Below are 14,659 nucleotides of genomic sequence, written 5' to 3'. Positions count from 1 at the left end.
TGAAATAAACTGCAGCAAAAGGAGCGAACGCCGGATGCGTTCGCTCCTTCTTATGTCTCCCTCCCTGCTCTCTCCTCCCACTTCGCCATCAAACCTTTCAAATCCTCGACAAAGAATCTTAGCAAATTGGGGCTTCTTCTAACGGCCAGCGGATGATAGGTAAAGCCAATCGGGATTCCTTCAAATTCATGCCAGCTCCCCCGCAACTCCTTGACGGTGGCATTCTCCTTCTGCGGGAATAATCCTTCGACTACGACATTGCCAAAGCCAAACAATACGAGCGGCTGCTTCTGAAGGAGCTGCGACTGCAAATGCGGAAGGCATGCCGCTCGGGTTGCAGGCTTATCATAAGCACGGGTTGGCCGGCGTTTCAGCAAATAGGTGACGTAAACCGAGTGGATATCCATGCCCGCTTCCCTCATGCCGAGTTGGAGGGTTTCCCGGGTCCCGCACAAGAACGGGTTACCCTCCCGATCCTCCCGGGCTCCCGGATTATCCAGGATCATCATCAGCGAGCCTTGCGGATTGCCTTCCCCCCAGATGACGCGATTCCGCTGTCTGCACAATTCGCAGCGTTCGCATTGCTGCATATCTTCGGGTGCTTGCTCTTCTGGCAAAATGACACAGGGATGGTTCGTTTCCGTAGACATGCCATTTCTTCCTTTCTATCGCATGCAATGGTTCCATTATGCCCACCTGTCACCTAATGTAAAAACTTCCCGCGCGTATATTCGGTCAGGTCGCCAGCAGAACGAACACGGAATCCAGCGGGATCGGCCTTTATCTGTCTAAACAGTTAGTTGAGAAGATGAACGGGAAAATGGATGCAGCGTTACAAGACGGCTGGTTTATTCTTAACATCCATCTTCCCATCCATCGCAGTCACATACGATGAAAGTCCTCGTCTAAACGTTATGCATGGTATGGTCCAAGGGTTGATTATCCGAGAACAAGTCCGGATTGTCCTTGAGCATTTCCGTTATGACATCCGCCACCGCGGCCGCATCGCATACCCGGACGACGGCATCGCCAAGATGCCCCTTATGCATCGCGCCCCGACTTTCCAGGACCTCATCGACCTTCCAAAAATGCTCCGACCACGACAACCCGCAATGTCTGCGGGAAGGCACCGGGATTTCCGTTCCATCCGGTAAAACCGTGTACAGCTTCTCATGGCCATCCGTTAACCTGCCCGGGATGTCCACCCACTCCTCGACTCCATGAATAAAGGTGTTGCGTTTTAAATCGACACCCACTAACAAAATCGTCGCCTTGCGGTCAAGCAGCTTGCCCCAAGCGGATCCTCTAGCGCATGGCGTGTCGAAACGATGGTCGTCGTTTGTGAACGGGATGGCATCCTGGCCCAGTGCCGCCACGGAATGCGTGGGGTGCAGCGAACGCACCACATCCGGACGTTTGCGAAAAAGCTCCGGCAGGATTCCGACGCAGGATGGAGATTGGTCTACGTAAAATTTCGGATTATCCGCATTGATATAAGACCACGTGTGGGTGGGCAGCACCAGCAGCCCCTCTTTCATATACGCTGTCAGCGCATCGAGGACCGTGTCCGCGCCGCCTTCGACCTGCCCCATGCTCTTCATGGAAGAATGGACCAGCAAGGTCCCTTGTCCGTCAATGCCCAGCTGCTCTAATTGCTTCATTAAGCTTTCCCATGTATGCATGTTCTTCTCCTCCCGGCCAGGATATCTAAACTGGCTGTCACTAATATTTTTCGATGATTTCCCAGTGCAGTTCCGCGGATGTATCTCCTTTTATAGGCTTTTACATACGATACGTCCATGATATAGAGAACTGGGAATATTTGCAATGAATGCACGTTGGTTCTAACGTTCCAAGCTTTACCTCTTGCGCCTCATCGGTTACAAATACTTTCTTCTATACATCAAGGTAATCTGATCGGCAATGTATTCTGCGCTATGCTCGGTACCATCCTTAATCCACCACATAATAATCCCCAGAAGTGATGAGGCCACAATATCAACGGAGGCAACCCGACTTGTGGAATGGATGTTTCTTGCGTCTCTGCGTTGTTCTATCGTGTTTTTCAATAGGTTCGACAAGTGGGTTTTGAAGCCCGTATGCTCAACCAACACGGCGAAAATTTTCCGGTATTCATAAAAATAATTTAAAAATGTAATTAGCTGCTCCCGCTCGTTTCTGCTCTTCACTTGTAATAGCGGCTCGACTTTCATGGACAGGTCGTCAAAGATCTCATGCACGATCTGGCGCAGCAAATCATTAATATCCTCATAATGCAAATAAAACGTGGCGCGATTTAGCTCTGCGCGGGTTGCAATTTTTTGGACGGTCAATTGAGAGACTTCCAGATTGTCGGCCAGTAATGAAAAAACGGCCTGTTTCAGCAGCTTTTTGGAGCGAACGGCTCGTGGATCCACTCTTTTATGTTCAGGCATGTCATCCCTCGATTATCGTTTATTTGGCACTTCATCGACCGATCTTCCCATACTGTCGTTTAGTCGACAGTTTCAGCAGAATTGTAAATGGGAATCACGCTTCAATGCTGTTAAGATATATTTTATTGACACTGTGTCGAAAAAGCAATGAAGAGAGGACCGCAGCCATGCAAGAAGACATAAAGAACATAAATAAAGGGATATTACTAACCATCTTAATCCTTGGTTGTTTCTTATCCACGCTCAATCAAACGCTGTTAAATGTCGCCTTAAGCAATCTAATGGATGTATTTGATGTCACGGCAGCCACCGTTCAATGGATCTCAACGGGATTTATGCTGGTCAACGGGATATTGATCCCGATTACGGCCTATTTAATGAAACGCTTTACCACGCGGCAATTATTTATAAGCGCCATGTCGTTTTTATTGATCGGTTCAGTCATCTGCGCGGCGGCGCCAAGCTTTGTTGTGCTCTTGTTAGGACGGATGGTCCAAGCAGCCGGTGCAGGAATCGTGATGCCCCTCATGATGAGTGTTGTGCTCGCCATCTTTCCCGTTGAAAAACGCGGCAGCGCTATGGGGCTGCTGGGACTGGCCATGATTTTCGCTCCGGCCATTGGGCCGACGCTAGCGGGATTTATTGTCGAATACCACTCTTGGCGGTGGTTATTTATCGGTCTCATTCCGCTTGTCATCATGGTCATCGCATTGGCATTCAAGTATTTGGTCAATGTTTCCGAAACGGCAAGGTCGAAGCTTGATATGGGAAGCGTTCTTCTATCAACCGTCGGATTCGGCTTTATTTTATACGGTTTCAGTAGTGCAGGCAGTAAGGGCTGGGACGATGCCATGGTCATCTTGTCCTTAGGCATTGGGATCGTGGTAACGGCCATATTCTGTATACGACAAGTCAGGTCCGATGATCCCCTATTGAACCTGTCTGTCTTCAAAAACAAAATCTTTACGTTAACGTCCCTTATTAACGTGTTAGTCACGATGTTGATGTACGCGGACATGATCTTACTGCCTATTTATCTGCAGGATGGTCGCGGTTTTACAGCATTCGAAGCAGGACTGCTCTTATTGCCGGGTGCGGTTGTCAATGCGCTGATGTCACCCGTCACCGGCAGGTTATACGACCGTTTCGGTGCGAGGCCGCTGTTCATCATTGGTTTGCTGTTTATTATTCCATCCATGTGGGCGGTAACAGATTTATCTGAATCGACCACGTATATGTATTTGATGATTCGCACCATTGGCCTGCGGATCGGATTAAGCTTCATTACCATGCCGCTCAATACGGCCGGACTCAATGCGCTGCCCAAACACCTCGGTACGCACGGTACCGCGGTGAACAATACCGTTCGCCAAATAGCCGGCGCCATTGGTACTGCCGTTGTGATCACGATTTATACCGTGCAAGCAACCGGCCATGCAGCTGATGTGATGCAGAACAATCCTACAACGACTGCTGAGCTCCTTAAATCCCTTACTTCCATTTTAGGGGCAAGCGACGCCTATTCCTTCATGATGATCCTGGCCGTCATCGCGTTAGTTATCACATTATTCATGCCGATGAAAAGCAAAACCAGGATCGAACAAAAGCAAACGCTATAAACCAAAAAAAGCTCTTCGAAGCCCGCCCGCATGCGAGAATCGAAGAGTCTTTCTTATTGGCTTCTCAGGGCATGCTCGATTCGCTTATCGGGCATGAACCAGATTACGGCAACAAGTACGAAAAAGAAGCCGGATATCCAAACACTCACATATGCGGTCAAGGCCGCCGTCAAGTAGAGTAAAGGAGAGAGTTTCCCCTTCCGATTTTTACCCATCGTTCCAACGAATGAGGAATCGCCCGAATGCTGGTTCATAATCATGCGCTGAAGCAGCCAGTACGAGAGCGCAGCTAGGAATAGAATGATACCGTACAGCGCCGTCGGTGTAGGCGCAAAATGGCTTTCCCCCATCCAAGCTGTCGTGAAAGGCACAAGGGATAGCCAGAATAGCAGCAGCAAGTTGAGCCACATCAACCTTCCGTTCATCGTTCGAACCATATGCAGCAGGTGATGATGATTGTTCCAGTAGATGCCGACATAGACGAAACTGAAAATATAACTAATTATTTTGGGGCCAAGCTCGACTAGCGCATGCCAGTCATGGCCTTCCGGCACTTTGAATTCCAGCACCATGATCGTAATAATAATGGCTAACACGCCATCGCTGAATGCTTCCATCCGATTTGCTTTCAAATCGTCTCACCTTTTCCCCTCGCAACATATGTCTCTTATTCCATTATAGAGATCGTTTGTCCTGAGTCTACCTACTTTTCACCTGAATTTTCAGGTCGGCGAACAATAAAGAAAGGAACTGGCCATTGCGCGAAGTTACAAAAGCCATCCTTGAGGGACGGCCTTTTCAGAAGTCATTCAGTCTCTATTTCAGGACCGACTTGGATTTGTATCATGGGGTCTTCAACTTGCTCATATCCCGTGGAAGAAAATCAGCTCACGATCACGTCCGCATTCAGGATGGTTAGGATGATGATCAACACAAGAAACACAACGGGCGTCATCGTTTTGCCAATCGCATCTTTGACCCTTATATGCGCAAGTAACGCCACCAGCATCGTAATTCCAAGCCAAATGCCGCCCCAAACTATCGCATCCGCATTCCAATAACCAACAACGAGTACAGCAGCTCCAACTAACTGGACCAAACCCGTAACGATACGAAACCATTGGGGTATCTTCAGATTGCTGAAAATTTCAACCCAGTATTTAGCCCCTACGACCTTGGCAAAACCTGAAAAAACATAGTACAAAACCAACAAGCTTTGAAGAATGATCGACATTACGGCCATGCAGGTATCCTCCTTTGATTGGAAAAAAATTCTGCTTACTGAACAAATGGTAAAATACAACTTTATTTTCGTCAAGTACAATTTTATATTTGTTAAGTTAAATTTGACATCAATTCAGTAAGCGATTACGATAATATTATTAGATTGCTTATGGAGGTACAGCCAAAATGGGTGAAATACGCAATGCGGAACGCACGCAGAAGAAAATTCTCGAGGCTGCAAGAAGGGAGTTTTTCGACAAGGGGTTTAAAGGGTCGCGTATCGAGTCGATTGCAGAAAACGCCGGGGTGAAGAAGCAGCTGATCTATCATTACTTCAAAGGAAAAGCGGAATTACTCGAAGCCGTTTTGACTGATTCGGCGACCGGTGAGCCTGAGTGGGTCTCTCAGATTCCAGATAATCCGCTCCATATTGCCGAGCATCGATACAGGGTCAATAACCAGGTGAGAGCGGATTTTATTAAGTTCACTGCCTGGGAAGCACTTGAGCTGCGGGCAGAGCCGACGTCCTGGAATAAAGGCGGAGAGGTCGCCCTTCAATCCTATGCTGCTTATTGGAAGGATCAAAAGAAAAAGGGGGTTGTACCGCAAGAGCTTGAGCCTGAACTTCTAGCACTGGCGTTAACCGCTCTAACGACGTATCCCATTATCTTCAGCAATATTGCCAACATCATTACTGGAGTCGAGTCGACTGACCCCGAATTTCAAGCGAGATGGTCAACATTTCTTACCAAACTAAGTGAATATATTTTAACAAGTAGAGACTGAAGGTTTCGATATCCGGCTAATATCGGTTATATAGACTCTTCGAAGCCCGGCTTTAAGCGAGAGCATTCAATTTCGGTTATGCTCACGGCTCAGCTTGACGGAGAAATCAGCAACAGAAGATCTGCCTTGATAGGCGCTACAGATCTCTACCGCCGTCTTCCGTTACTAAAACAAAAATCGCCGTCCGATTCCCCGACAGGGATCGTGAACGGCGACCATTTTAGAGTCATCAACTAGGCAGCAGTCATTTCGGTCAATGCCGATATCAAATTACAAAGCTAGTCGGCCAATTCCGCCAGCACCTTGCCAAGTCGGTCAAGCTGCTGTTCATTCGCTTCTACGCAGATGGGCTTAGCTTTTTCAAAATCCTCTTGTTTCTTGAAACGTTGACGGAAGGTGACTCTGGTCCGGCCATCGAAGACCTCGAAGGTAGCCGTCACCCGAAATTCGTGAACGTTTAGATGATCAATCACGACCCGCTCCGTCGGCACGAACTCAACAAAGACATTATGGTTGGGATAATCCACGCCATCCGGTCCGTGCATGGTGAATTTCCACGTACCTCCCGTCCTCATATCGCACTCGTGAAACGTATTGCTGAAGCCTTTGGGCCCCCACCATTTTGCTAATAAATCAGGGGTTGTCCATGCCCGATACACAAGCTCCTGCGGGACATCGTACTCGCGGGAAGCAATAAGCTCATTCTCACCTATGGTCATGTTCCTACCTCCACTTCTACTACCTTGCCCAGTGTGTCCAACATGATGTTAGTCCCGTGTTCCCGTATTTCTGGCGTATCGTGTCCGTCAAAGAATGCACCCTGCTCTGTGTAAATCAACTTCGTACCACCCTCCACCTTGATAAGCTCGACCGTTGTGATCGAGACGGAGACACGTACGTCACCTGAATCCAATGTGTACGTATAGACAATACGCTGCTCTGGAACAAGCTCCTGGTAGCTGGCATCGAAGGTAAAGACCGGCCCTTCCGGCGGCCCGCCGCGGCTGTACTCCCGTCCCCCAACCTGGAAATCGAAGACCTCCGGCTTCGAAAACCACTTGGCTTTAGCAATCGGGTCGGCCCATGCTTGATATACCCGCTCCGGTGTAGCCGCATAAATCCGTTCTACGACGAAGGTTCCATGCTTGACGAATCGTTCGTTCATTCATTCTCCTCCTTATGTTTCGAAATTCCATTCTCTTCGGCAAGAAAATCTCCCAACAGATCCAAATGTCGCTCCCAACCCGTTTGCCGCTCAATGACCGGTTTCTCAAATCTCATCTTCATCGCCTGCAGAAGGCTCGTGAAATCTTCAACCGTTAATTCCGCCTTGCCTTGCATAAGCTTGGATACGTATCTTAGCTGCTCCAATAGTTTCTGCTGCAGTTTAATCTGTTCTTTGATTTGGTCGATCTGCAGTTCCACGATCTCAAGCGGACTGATCTGCCCGCCATTTAAGGCCGATTTAATCTCTTCCAGAGATAATCCCAGCTCCTTAAGCGATAATATCTGGTGCAAACGCGACAAGTCCCATTCATTGTACAGCCTGTGGCCGGATTCCGTTTGCCCCGACGGAGAGAACAACCCTATTTGATCATAAAACCGCAGGGTTCGGACGGTAAGCCCCGTCAGCTTGGCGAGATCCCCGACCTTCCAATGTCTCTTCATGAACCATCTCCACTCTTTGGCGCTAGCTATGTACCGGTATCTCTATTGTAAAACATTACGTTACGTAAGGTTCAAGTGAAATCGTGACGCTCTGCCAGAATTTTTCGACGCCCTAATTTTGAATGGTCCAAGCTTATGACAATCCTCCAGAATAAAAACAGCCTTTGCTAACAACTGGCAATTAGCAAAGGCTGTCATCATTCATTTTTCTGCTTCCCTTACTTGGACTCAATACGCCCCAGCGGGATGGCGCTCTCTTCCAGAGCTGCACAAGCTGCCGGCCAGCTGGAATCTTCAATGTCCAGCGCGTTGCGAAGGTAAGCCAACGTAAGCCGCTGGATCAAGCCAACTCGTTCCGGGCTCTCATCCGTCGTCTCCGCGACGCTATAGCCGGAGATCCCGCCGAGCGAGTGCTCCGCCCCGAAGAGAGTGAGCAGGCTCTTGCGGCCCGGGCTCAGGAAGTACGGGTCGGTGAACCAGTCCGGCCCCCGAGTGGACAGTCTGGACTGGTCATGGTCCCCCGCCACCACGAGGGTCGGCGTGCTCATCTCCGCGAAGCTCGGATTCATGAAGGGGAAGTGCTCTGCCGCGAACGGACTCAAGTCAGCTCCACCCTTGCCAGTCGTGGCAAGCAGCACGCCCGCCTTGATGCGCGAGTCGGACATATCCTCTCCCGGCTCGCCGTTGTGATCGAGGACTCGCGCGCCGAGTAGCATGCTCGCCGTCTGGCCTCCCCAGGAGTGTCCGGCAGCGGCGATGCGGCTCCGATCGAGGCGCCCACTAAGACCGGGAACGGAAGCTTCGATAACATCAAGCTGATCGAGGATGCGCTTCAGGTCCTCGACTCGGAAACGCCAGATCCGTGGCGTACGGGGATCTTCAGGAGGAAGGTTCAGCGTCCTCGAATCGAGATGAGTGGGCTGAATGACCACGAAGCCGTGAGCAGCCCAGTAGTCGGCCAATGGGCCGTAGCCGTCCAGCGACCAGCCAAAGCCGTGAGAGAACACAATAATAGGCAATTCACTTCCTGTGGCGGGCGCAGACACTCGCATTTGCAGATCCTCGCCGCGCCCTGGGGCTGATAGAACTACCGGTTTCACCGAGATGACCGGAGCAGACATACTAATGTTGATTTCCATAATAAATGTTCCTTTCTTGGAGAAAGATTGGCCCAACCGTTGCTGGTAAGAAGCGGTCAAGCAGTATCCTGATATAAACCGAAAATTTACAAGTTGATGTATCAACCATAGCAACGATAACACATTGTGGTTGACACGTCAACCATGCTATGATGTTCCTATGGATAAGAACGAGCTGAACGAAGAAGAAATGCGAATATGGCATATGTGGAAAGGCTCCTTTCAGAGCATTTTCGGTCGGGTAATAAAAGAGATGTCTGAGCATACAGGACTATCAGAGGGTGATTATGGGGTATTGGATCGGTTAGATCTTTTGGGGAACGGAAGCCTTCGCCAACAGGAATTGGCCGACTCGATGAACTGGGATAAGAGTCGATTGTCACATCATCTGACGCGAATGGAAAAACGCAGACTTGTGATGAGGAAACCATTAGACACGGATCGTGGTGTTCAAGTCGTTATCACTCCCGCCGGAAAATCGGCATTGGATGATGCCCGTCCCATAGTCTCCAAGGCAATACGGAAACATTTCCTTGACCAATTAACGGATCAAGACATTGAGTCGATTACGAAGCTTGCGGAAAGGACAAAAACAGGGCCTTCAGCGTCTTGTGAAGCCCCGTCGACATGACCGCGTTTTTGAGATTATTCATGAAGGGATAAGTGGATCGGTACTCCACGAAAGAAAAGAACTCTCCAGGTTTGGAGGGTTCTTTCATTTTTATCGATATAAAAAAAGACAAGTTCATTTAATTGAACCTGCCTTATGATGTAAAATTACCTCTACGAATCTTCATGAAATTTGATGAATGACTTGCATGATTTTCTTCTCCATGATTGCATCATCTACCGTATCCAGAAAGATTGGCGTAATGAGTTGATATTTGTTACTCATGTAGAAATCCTTTCGAAGAGAAGTATTTATACATGGTTGGCTTACTAATATCCATATGCCTTGCAATATCGTCCATTGTGAGCTGGCTAAATCGATTAAGTTTGAACTAAATTAACTAATTTTGTGTTTTTAGTTTACTAAGTTCATTTTTTGTTGTATATTTGGTGCAAACCAATAATTTACATTAGGAGGAGAGGTACGATGCGGGCTTTTGTGACTGGAGGTACGGGATTACTTGGCAGTAATTTGGTTCGGCTTCTTGTGGATCATGGTTATCAGGTCAAGACGCTTGTCCGAACGGCAAAAAAAGCTGAAAAGTTACTTGGCGGATTGAATGTTGAGGTTATTACAGGGGATATGATGGACATTGAAGCATGGGCGCATCACCTAAAGGATTGCGATGTTCTCTTCCATACGGCCGCTTATTTTCGCGAGACGTTCCGTAGGGGAGATCACTGGACCCTTTTAAAGAAAATCAATGTGACCCATACCGTTCGGTTATTTGAATATGCCGAGAAATACGGTATAGGGAAAATTGTCCATACCAGCACGAACGCGACGATTCGCAAACGTGAGGACGGAATGCCTAGCGATGAAAGCGACCGGATGAATCCGGATGAAGCACTAAATTTATATGGGAAAAGCAAAGTGATCGGCGACCAGGAAATTGAACAATTTTCACAGGATCACCGAACTCCGGTCGTTACCTTTTTACCCGCATGGATGTTCGGGCCCGGCGATTCCGCACCAACCGGCAGCGGCCGGTTGGTATTGAATTTTCTCGCCAGGAAGTTACCGGGGTCCTTCCCTTCCGGTATAGATGTCGTGGATGCCCGAGATGTCGCGCATGCGATGATTAAAGCAGCCGAATCCCCTATTGGCAACGAGCAGTATATCATTTCTGGTCACTATACGAACTTAGAAGAATTGTTTGCCATTCTTCAGAACGTTTCCGGAGTTCAAGGACCGTCCAAAAAATTTCCGATTCCTATTGTCTATCTGTCAACTTGGATCAATGAACGATTAGCAGCCTTGCGAAATAAAGAAACAGATCTGTCATTAGAGGAGCTTCGTGTCATGACGGAAATGAAGCGAACAAGCGGAGAAAAGGCTGTCCGTAACCTGGAGGTTACATTTAGACCCCTTGAGGATACAATTCGAGATACTGTAAATTGGTTTAGAGCCAATGACACAAATGGATAAAGGTGAGGCGTGAAATAAAACTTCTTGCAAAAAAAATCGCATCCTCCAAGGGGAGAACGCGATATGAAGCAGCTTGATGTTCCAGCATCGTCATGAACGCTTTCGGGCGACCACCGCTAACCGGCCGTTTTCGGTCGAGTACTCGCACGTGGACAGTACAATAAGCTTGTCGCCATACCGGGCTGTTACGCCCGTGTCATAAAGAGCGAGTTTTTTGATGTTGTGAACATACGAATCGAACTCGGCGGGCGTACTTACATTCTCAATCTGGTAGTATTTAAAAACGTCGTCCGATTTGCGATAAACTTGTGACAGAATGACGGCAACAATCTCATACTCTTCCTTTTCGTAAAGCGTGCTGAACTGGAACGTGGCATGCTCTTTATAAAAGCTTTCGTTCTTGTACTTCATTAAATCTTTAAACATCCAGCCGCTTTTCATGTGATGGCCATGAATCAGCACAATGTCCGAACCATTGGTCCGGCTATGCGCGTCCAAAAAGGGGAGGCCGCCTTTGTTTTCCTTTTTATCGAAATCATGATTGAGGTAATAATCCGCATCCTGTGGATTCTGCATGACCGGGTACTCAATTCGGGTACCGTCCATCTTCAGCCAGCCGACGATGTCCGAGTTCCTCTCGTAAAGCTCTCGAAATTCGGGAAGCATGACCGGCTCATTCGCCTTATTGAACAAAACGGAGGGGGATGCAGCCCCTCCACCTTTGTCCGACCCTTCCTCCCAAGCCGTTGCCAGCTCTTCGATTTTCTGCTGCTCCACATAATCCCGCAAGAGAGCTTGCGAAAAATTGACGAGCGAAAATACCAATACAAGGAAAGAAACGGCGATAAGAATTTTTTTGGTTTTGCTCATTTTCTTACCGCCTTCCGGTCACTGGATGTGCGTTTTCTTCTTGTTACCGAGTAGACAGAGCCCGATCGTCATCAAGGACATCAGCGCCAAAGCCAGATAGAAGATTGGCGATACGCTGTTGTCTCCGGTTTTCGGAGCATCGTCCAGCTCGTTAATTCCATTGCCCGCACTCTGATCAGCTAAGTCGCTGACATTATCAACTTCGTTGTCATCGTTGTTAGTCCCATTGTTGCCAGGTTGGTCAGGAACAGGGCTGACAGGGTCTGGATTTACTGGCTCTGGAGCCGGGTTAACTGGGCCTGGATTCTCCGACTCTGGAGTCGGGCTTACAGGACCTGGATTCTCCGGCTCTGGGACTGGGTTGACAGGACCTGGATTCTCCGGCTCTGGGGCTGGGTTAACAGGACCTGGATTCTCCGGCTCTGGAGCTGGGTTGACAGGGCCTGGTCCGCCGCCGGTGTTGATCGGCTTCATCGGCACATCGTATTTCACAATGTCGAAGTCGACAGAAATCGTATCACTTCTGTGCGTCTCGTATCCGTCCTTCGTTACGATCAGATAATAATCCGCTTCAGGAAACACCATATATGCATAGAAGCCATTTGCGTCGCTATCCTGCTCCGGGCTCTTGTTGTCATGCGGCGCAAAATTCGGAACCGGAGGAAGCGTTACCTTCGTATCCGGAGTACGGCCTTTATCTCTGTTCCGCTGTGTATCCGCATAATACAGTGTCACTGTGGCTCCTTCAATTTTCTTGCCAGTGACGGCATCACCTGTCGTTTCATCATAAACCGTACCGTAAGGGTCGACCAATTCCTCGGAAATATTCAGCTCTCCGTTAGCCTTCACGTCCAGCTGCGTTACTTTGAAGAGCAGTTCCTCGCCGGTTTCAGCTTGATAGCGAACTTCCATGGTGTACTGCTGCGCACTCAGCTGTTCGTCTTCTATGGAGAAGGTGCCTTTCGAAGCCAGCGGGAACGCCTTAGGACGACCGTTCTCCTGAATATATTTGCCGTCCTTGTCCTTCAAGTAGATGCGCATCTGACTGGTAAGCGAAGGGTTGAACAGCTCTGTTGTTCCGTCCATCTGTTTGAACAGAACGATCCCTACGGCCGTAATATCCGCCGGCACGGTCTCGCCTGTCACACTGCTGTCCACATTTGCTTTTTGCGTGAATTCGATAGGCACTTCTTTTCCGCCTACCGTGTACACCTTCGTATACGTGATCGTATAGTCGGTATCCGCCTCGGCAGGGACGGAATATTCACCCTTCTCATTCGTCTGAATCGTCTGCTTCTCACCTGACTTCAGATTGGTCACCGTGATGGATGCATTCGGAATGACTTCTCCTGTGTTGTTGTCACGCAGTATGCCTTCCAGATAAGGGCGAATATTGACAAAATGCGCTTCAGCCTTTGTTTTCTCCGGAATGGTGCCTGTGTGTTCCAGACTTTCAGGATCCGTCACATAGCCGTCCTTCGAATAATCATCCTGGGTCACCGTATACTTGAGATACGTCGGAAGATCTTCGATAACGAGCGTCTGACCGTCGGTAAGCTCGAAGGTATCTCCGCTCGTGATCGTTCCTGTGCTGCCGTCCGACTTCTCATAAGCGTAGGATTTGTCCGCTCCCTCGCCTGTGAAGGTGAGCGTGTACTTGAACGGCTTCGTCTTGTCGTTGTCTTTGCCTTCAACTTTGTTGCTGATGATCAGGCCGCCTTCGATAACTCGCACGTTCGTGAATGGAGCAGCTTCATCCTTGCCCTCCATAATCCCGGTATAATGCCGTTCGATAGGCAGGGTCACGTATTCGTCCGTTGTGTAGTCTTTCTGCGTCACTGTGTATTTCAGATCCTTAGGCAGACCCACAATTTCCAGCTTCTCTCCATCCTTAAGGGTGAAGGATTCGCCAGACTTGATCGTGCCCGGTGTACTCGTCGCGCCGTCCGACTTCGTATACGCGTAGCTTCCATCCTTGCCTGCTTCTTCAAAGATGACAGTGTACTCGAACGGCTTCGTCTTGGCGCCGCCATTGCCCATGACCGTATTGCTGACGGTCAGCTTGTTTACGATCCGATCATTGATGAAGTCTGCATTGCGATCGGCCCCTGCCATGATTCCCTCATCAGACAATCCTGCAGGGGTGGTTGCGTATCCGTCGTTCGCGTAACCGTCCTGGGTGATCATATACTTCAAATTTTCTGGTAGATCCTTAATTATAATGATCTCACCATGTTTGAGCTCGAAGGTATCGCCGGATTTGATCGTGCCGGTCGTGCCGTCTGAATGCTCGTAATTGTAAGCTTGACCTTTACCTGCACCGTCGAAGATCACCGTGTATTTAAACGGCTTGTCCGGTTCTGCGCCGTCCCCCGTGACGGTATTGCTTACGGTCAGATTGTTAACGTAGCGCTTGTTGACGAAATCCGCCTTATGGTCGCCTTTATTCACGATTGTACCGGAAAGCTCTCTTGTCTCCGGCATGGTCATGTAACCGTCAACGGTCGTATAATCCGCCTCGGTTACGGTATAGGCCAGATCCGCGGGCAGGGCCGGAAGGACAACAGATTCCCCATGCTTGAGGATAATCTTGTCTCCGCTCTTGAGCGTGCCAAACGTATTATCCGGCTTCTTATATGTGTACTCTCCGTCCTCGCCCTCGCCGGTGAAGGTCACCGTGTATTCAAAAGCTTTAGAAGCATCGCTTCCGTTGCCTTCCACTTTATTGCTGATGGTCAGTTTACCTTGGGCAGGCGTAGGTACGACCAGCGGATTTTTACTATCTACCAGATTGCCGTCCACCCAGATAGGGTTAAATGG

The 14,659-nt window shown here is 49.0% G+C and carries 16 protein-coding genes; 4 read left to right on the top strand and 12 right to left on the bottom strand.

What is annotated here, in order from left to right:
* Positions 1 to 50: 50 nt before the first annotated feature.
* The 3 genes from JNUCC32_RS25565 to JNUCC32_RS25555 all read right to left on the bottom strand — a co-directional run bounded on the left by JNUCC32_RS25565 (position 51) and on the right by JNUCC32_RS25555 (position 2,435).
* A complete protein-coding gene (locus JNUCC32_RS25565) occupies positions 51 to 650 on the bottom strand; it encodes a uracil-DNA glycosylase (RefSeq protein ID WP_192570193.1) in 600 nt (199 codons plus the stop codon).
* 255 nt (positions 651 to 905) lie between these two features.
* Positions 906 to 1,682, bottom strand: a complete 777-nt coding sequence (locus JNUCC32_RS25560; protein WP_192570192.1) for an AAC(3) family N-acetyltransferase — start codon at positions 1,680 to 1,682, stop codon at positions 906 to 908.
* 198 nt (positions 1,683 to 1,880) lie between these two features.
* Positions 1,881 to 2,435: a TetR/AcrR family transcriptional regulator gene (locus JNUCC32_RS25555; RefSeq protein ID WP_192570191.1), complete on the bottom strand. Its 555-nt coding sequence runs from the start codon at positions 2,433 to 2,435 to the stop codon at positions 1,881 to 1,883.
* A gap of 167 nt (positions 2,436 to 2,602) precedes the next feature.
* On the opposite strand from JNUCC32_RS25555, the gene JNUCC32_RS25550 reads away from it, so the two are divergent.
* The gene (locus tag JNUCC32_RS25550; protein ID WP_192570190.1) at positions 2,603 to 4,054 is read left to right on the top strand and encodes a DHA2 family efflux MFS transporter permease subunit; all 1,452 of its coding nucleotides are present in this window, start codon (positions 2,603 to 2,605) and stop codon (positions 4,052 to 4,054) included.
* 53 nt (positions 4,055 to 4,107) lie between these two features.
* Here JNUCC32_RS25550 and JNUCC32_RS25545 read toward each other — a convergent pair whose 3' ends face one another.
* Both JNUCC32_RS25545 and JNUCC32_RS25540 read right to left on the bottom strand, forming a co-directional pair.
* Positions 4,108 to 4,686, bottom strand: coding sequence for a TMEM175 family protein (locus JNUCC32_RS25545; protein WP_015738060.1), 579 nt, complete (start codon positions 4,684 to 4,686; stop codon positions 4,108 to 4,110).
* A 251-nt stretch (positions 4,687 to 4,937) separates the two neighbouring features.
* Positions 4,938 to 5,297, bottom strand: coding sequence for a DoxX family protein (locus tag JNUCC32_RS25540; RefSeq protein WP_192570189.1), 360 nt, complete (start codon positions 5,295 to 5,297; stop codon positions 4,938 to 4,940).
* A gap of 167 nt (positions 5,298 to 5,464) precedes the next feature.
* Here JNUCC32_RS25540 and JNUCC32_RS25535 point away from each other — a divergent pair, with 167 nt between their 5' ends.
* Complete coding sequence (locus JNUCC32_RS25535; protein WP_192570188.1) at positions 5,465 to 6,064, top strand: TetR/AcrR family transcriptional regulator; 600 nt, start codon at positions 5,465 to 5,467, stop codon at positions 6,062 to 6,064.
* Positions 6,065 to 6,342: 278 nt separating this feature from the next.
* On the opposite strand, the gene JNUCC32_RS25530 is transcribed toward JNUCC32_RS25535, so the two are convergent.
* The 4 genes from JNUCC32_RS25530 to JNUCC32_RS25515 form a co-directional block, all read right to left on the bottom strand.
* Positions 6,343 to 6,783 carry an SRPBCC family protein gene (locus JNUCC32_RS25530; protein ID WP_192570187.1) on the bottom strand — a complete coding sequence of 147 codons (441 nt, stop codon included), beginning with the start codon at positions 6,781 to 6,783 and terminating at the stop codon, positions 6,343 to 6,345.
* Complete coding sequence (locus JNUCC32_RS25525; RefSeq protein WP_192570186.1) at positions 6,780 to 7,229, bottom strand: SRPBCC family protein; 450 nt, start codon at positions 7,227 to 7,229, stop codon at positions 6,780 to 6,782. The genes JNUCC32_RS25530 and JNUCC32_RS25525 overlap by 4 nt, the downstream gene beginning before the upstream one ends.
* Positions 7,226 to 7,732: a MerR family transcriptional regulator gene (locus JNUCC32_RS25520; RefSeq protein ID WP_192570185.1), complete on the bottom strand. Its 507-nt coding sequence runs from the start codon at positions 7,730 to 7,732 to the stop codon at positions 7,226 to 7,228. Before JNUCC32_RS25520 ends, JNUCC32_RS25525 begins: the two co-directional genes overlap by 4 nt.
* Before the next feature lie 218 nt (positions 7,733 to 7,950).
* Positions 7,951 to 8,871 (bottom strand): alpha/beta hydrolase family protein, encoded by a 921-nt coding sequence (locus tag JNUCC32_RS25515; protein ID WP_192570184.1) that lies wholly within the window; start codon positions 8,869 to 8,871, stop codon positions 7,951 to 7,953.
* Positions 8,872 to 9,031: 160 nt separating this feature from the next.
* On the opposite strand from JNUCC32_RS25515, the gene JNUCC32_RS25510 reads away from it, so the two are divergent.
* Positions 9,032 to 9,502 (top strand): MarR family winged helix-turn-helix transcriptional regulator, encoded by a 471-nt coding sequence (locus tag JNUCC32_RS25510; protein WP_096777227.1) that lies wholly within the window; start codon positions 9,032 to 9,034, stop codon positions 9,500 to 9,502.
* A gap of 256 nt (positions 9,503 to 9,758) precedes the next feature.
* Here JNUCC32_RS25510 and JNUCC32_RS25505 read toward each other — a convergent pair whose 3' ends face one another.
* Positions 9,759 to 9,821, bottom strand: a complete 63-nt coding sequence (locus JNUCC32_RS25505) for a hypothetical protein (RefSeq protein WP_267132990.1) — start codon at positions 9,819 to 9,821, stop codon at positions 9,759 to 9,761.
* A gap of 146 nt (positions 9,822 to 9,967) precedes the next feature.
* Here JNUCC32_RS25505 and JNUCC32_RS25500 point away from each other — a divergent pair, with 146 nt between their 5' ends.
* Positions 9,968 to 10,969: an NAD-dependent epimerase/dehydratase family protein gene (locus tag JNUCC32_RS25500; RefSeq protein ID WP_192570183.1), complete on the top strand. Its 1,002-nt coding sequence runs from the start codon at positions 9,968 to 9,970 to the stop codon at positions 10,967 to 10,969.
* A 90-nt stretch (positions 10,970 to 11,059) separates the two neighbouring features.
* Here the strand turns inward: JNUCC32_RS25500 and JNUCC32_RS25495 are convergent, their stop codons facing one another.
* Together JNUCC32_RS25495 and JNUCC32_RS31645 are read right to left on the bottom strand one after the other, a co-directional pair.
* The gene (locus JNUCC32_RS25495; protein ID WP_192570182.1) at positions 11,060 to 11,839 is read right to left on the bottom strand and encodes a class B sortase; all 780 of its coding nucleotides are present in this window, start codon (positions 11,837 to 11,839) and stop codon (positions 11,060 to 11,062) included.
* Positions 11,840 to 11,857: 18 nt separating this feature from the next.
* Positions 11,858 to 14,560, bottom strand: coding sequence for a DUF7601 domain-containing protein (locus JNUCC32_RS31645; RefSeq protein WP_267132989.1), 2,703 nt, complete (start codon positions 14,558 to 14,560; stop codon positions 11,858 to 11,860).
* Positions 14,561 to 14,659 lie beyond the last annotated feature (99 nt).

It is taken from the genome of Paenibacillus sp. JNUCC32, from assembly GCF_014863545.1.
GTDB lineage: Bacteria > Bacillota > Bacilli > Paenibacillales > Paenibacillaceae > Paenibacillus_AQ > Paenibacillus_AQ lautus_A.
This window is presented reverse-complemented; position numbering and strand designations above follow the sequence as displayed.

Coding starts and splice junctions, on each gene's coding strand:
- JNUCC32_RS25565 (WP_192570193.1), bottom strand. CDS start 650: ATGTCTACGGAAACGAACCATCCCTGTGTCATTTTGCCAGAAGAGCAA.
- JNUCC32_RS25560 (WP_192570192.1), bottom strand. CDS start 1,682: ATGCATACATGGGAAAGCTTAATGAAGCAATTAGAGCAGCTGGGCATT.
- JNUCC32_RS25555 (WP_192570191.1), bottom strand. CDS start 2,435: ATGCCTGAACATAAAAGAGTGGATCCACGAGCCGTTCGCTCCAAAAAG.
- JNUCC32_RS25550 (WP_192570190.1), top strand. CDS start 2,603: ATGCAAGAAGACATAAAGAACATAAATAAAGGGATATTACTAACCATC.
- JNUCC32_RS25540 (WP_192570189.1), bottom strand. CDS start 5,297: ATGGCCGTAATGTCGATCATTCTTCAAAGCTTGTTGGTTTTGTACTAT.
- JNUCC32_RS25535 (WP_192570188.1), top strand. CDS start 5,465: ATGGGTGAAATACGCAATGCGGAACGCACGCAGAAGAAAATTCTCGAG.
- JNUCC32_RS25530 (WP_192570187.1), bottom strand. CDS start 6,783: ATGACCATAGGTGAGAATGAGCTTATTGCTTCCCGCGAGTACGATGTC.
- JNUCC32_RS25525 (WP_192570186.1), bottom strand. CDS start 7,229: ATGAACGAACGATTCGTCAAGCATGGAACCTTCGTCGTAGAACGGATT.
- JNUCC32_RS25520 (WP_192570185.1), bottom strand. CDS start 7,732: ATGAAGAGACATTGGAAGGTCGGGGATCTCGCCAAGCTGACGGGGCTT.
- JNUCC32_RS25515 (WP_192570184.1), bottom strand. CDS start 8,871: ATGGAAATCAACATTAGTATGTCTGCTCCGGTCATCTCGGTGAAACCG.
- JNUCC32_RS25510 (WP_096777227.1), top strand. CDS start 9,032: ATGGATAAGAACGAGCTGAACGAAGAAGAAATGCGAATATGGCATATG.
- JNUCC32_RS25500 (WP_192570183.1), top strand. CDS start 9,968: ATGCGGGCTTTTGTGACTGGAGGTACGGGATTACTTGGCAGTAATTTG.
- JNUCC32_RS25495 (WP_192570182.1), bottom strand. CDS start 11,839: ATGAGCAAAACCAAAAAAATTCTTATCGCCGTTTCTTTCCTTGTATTG.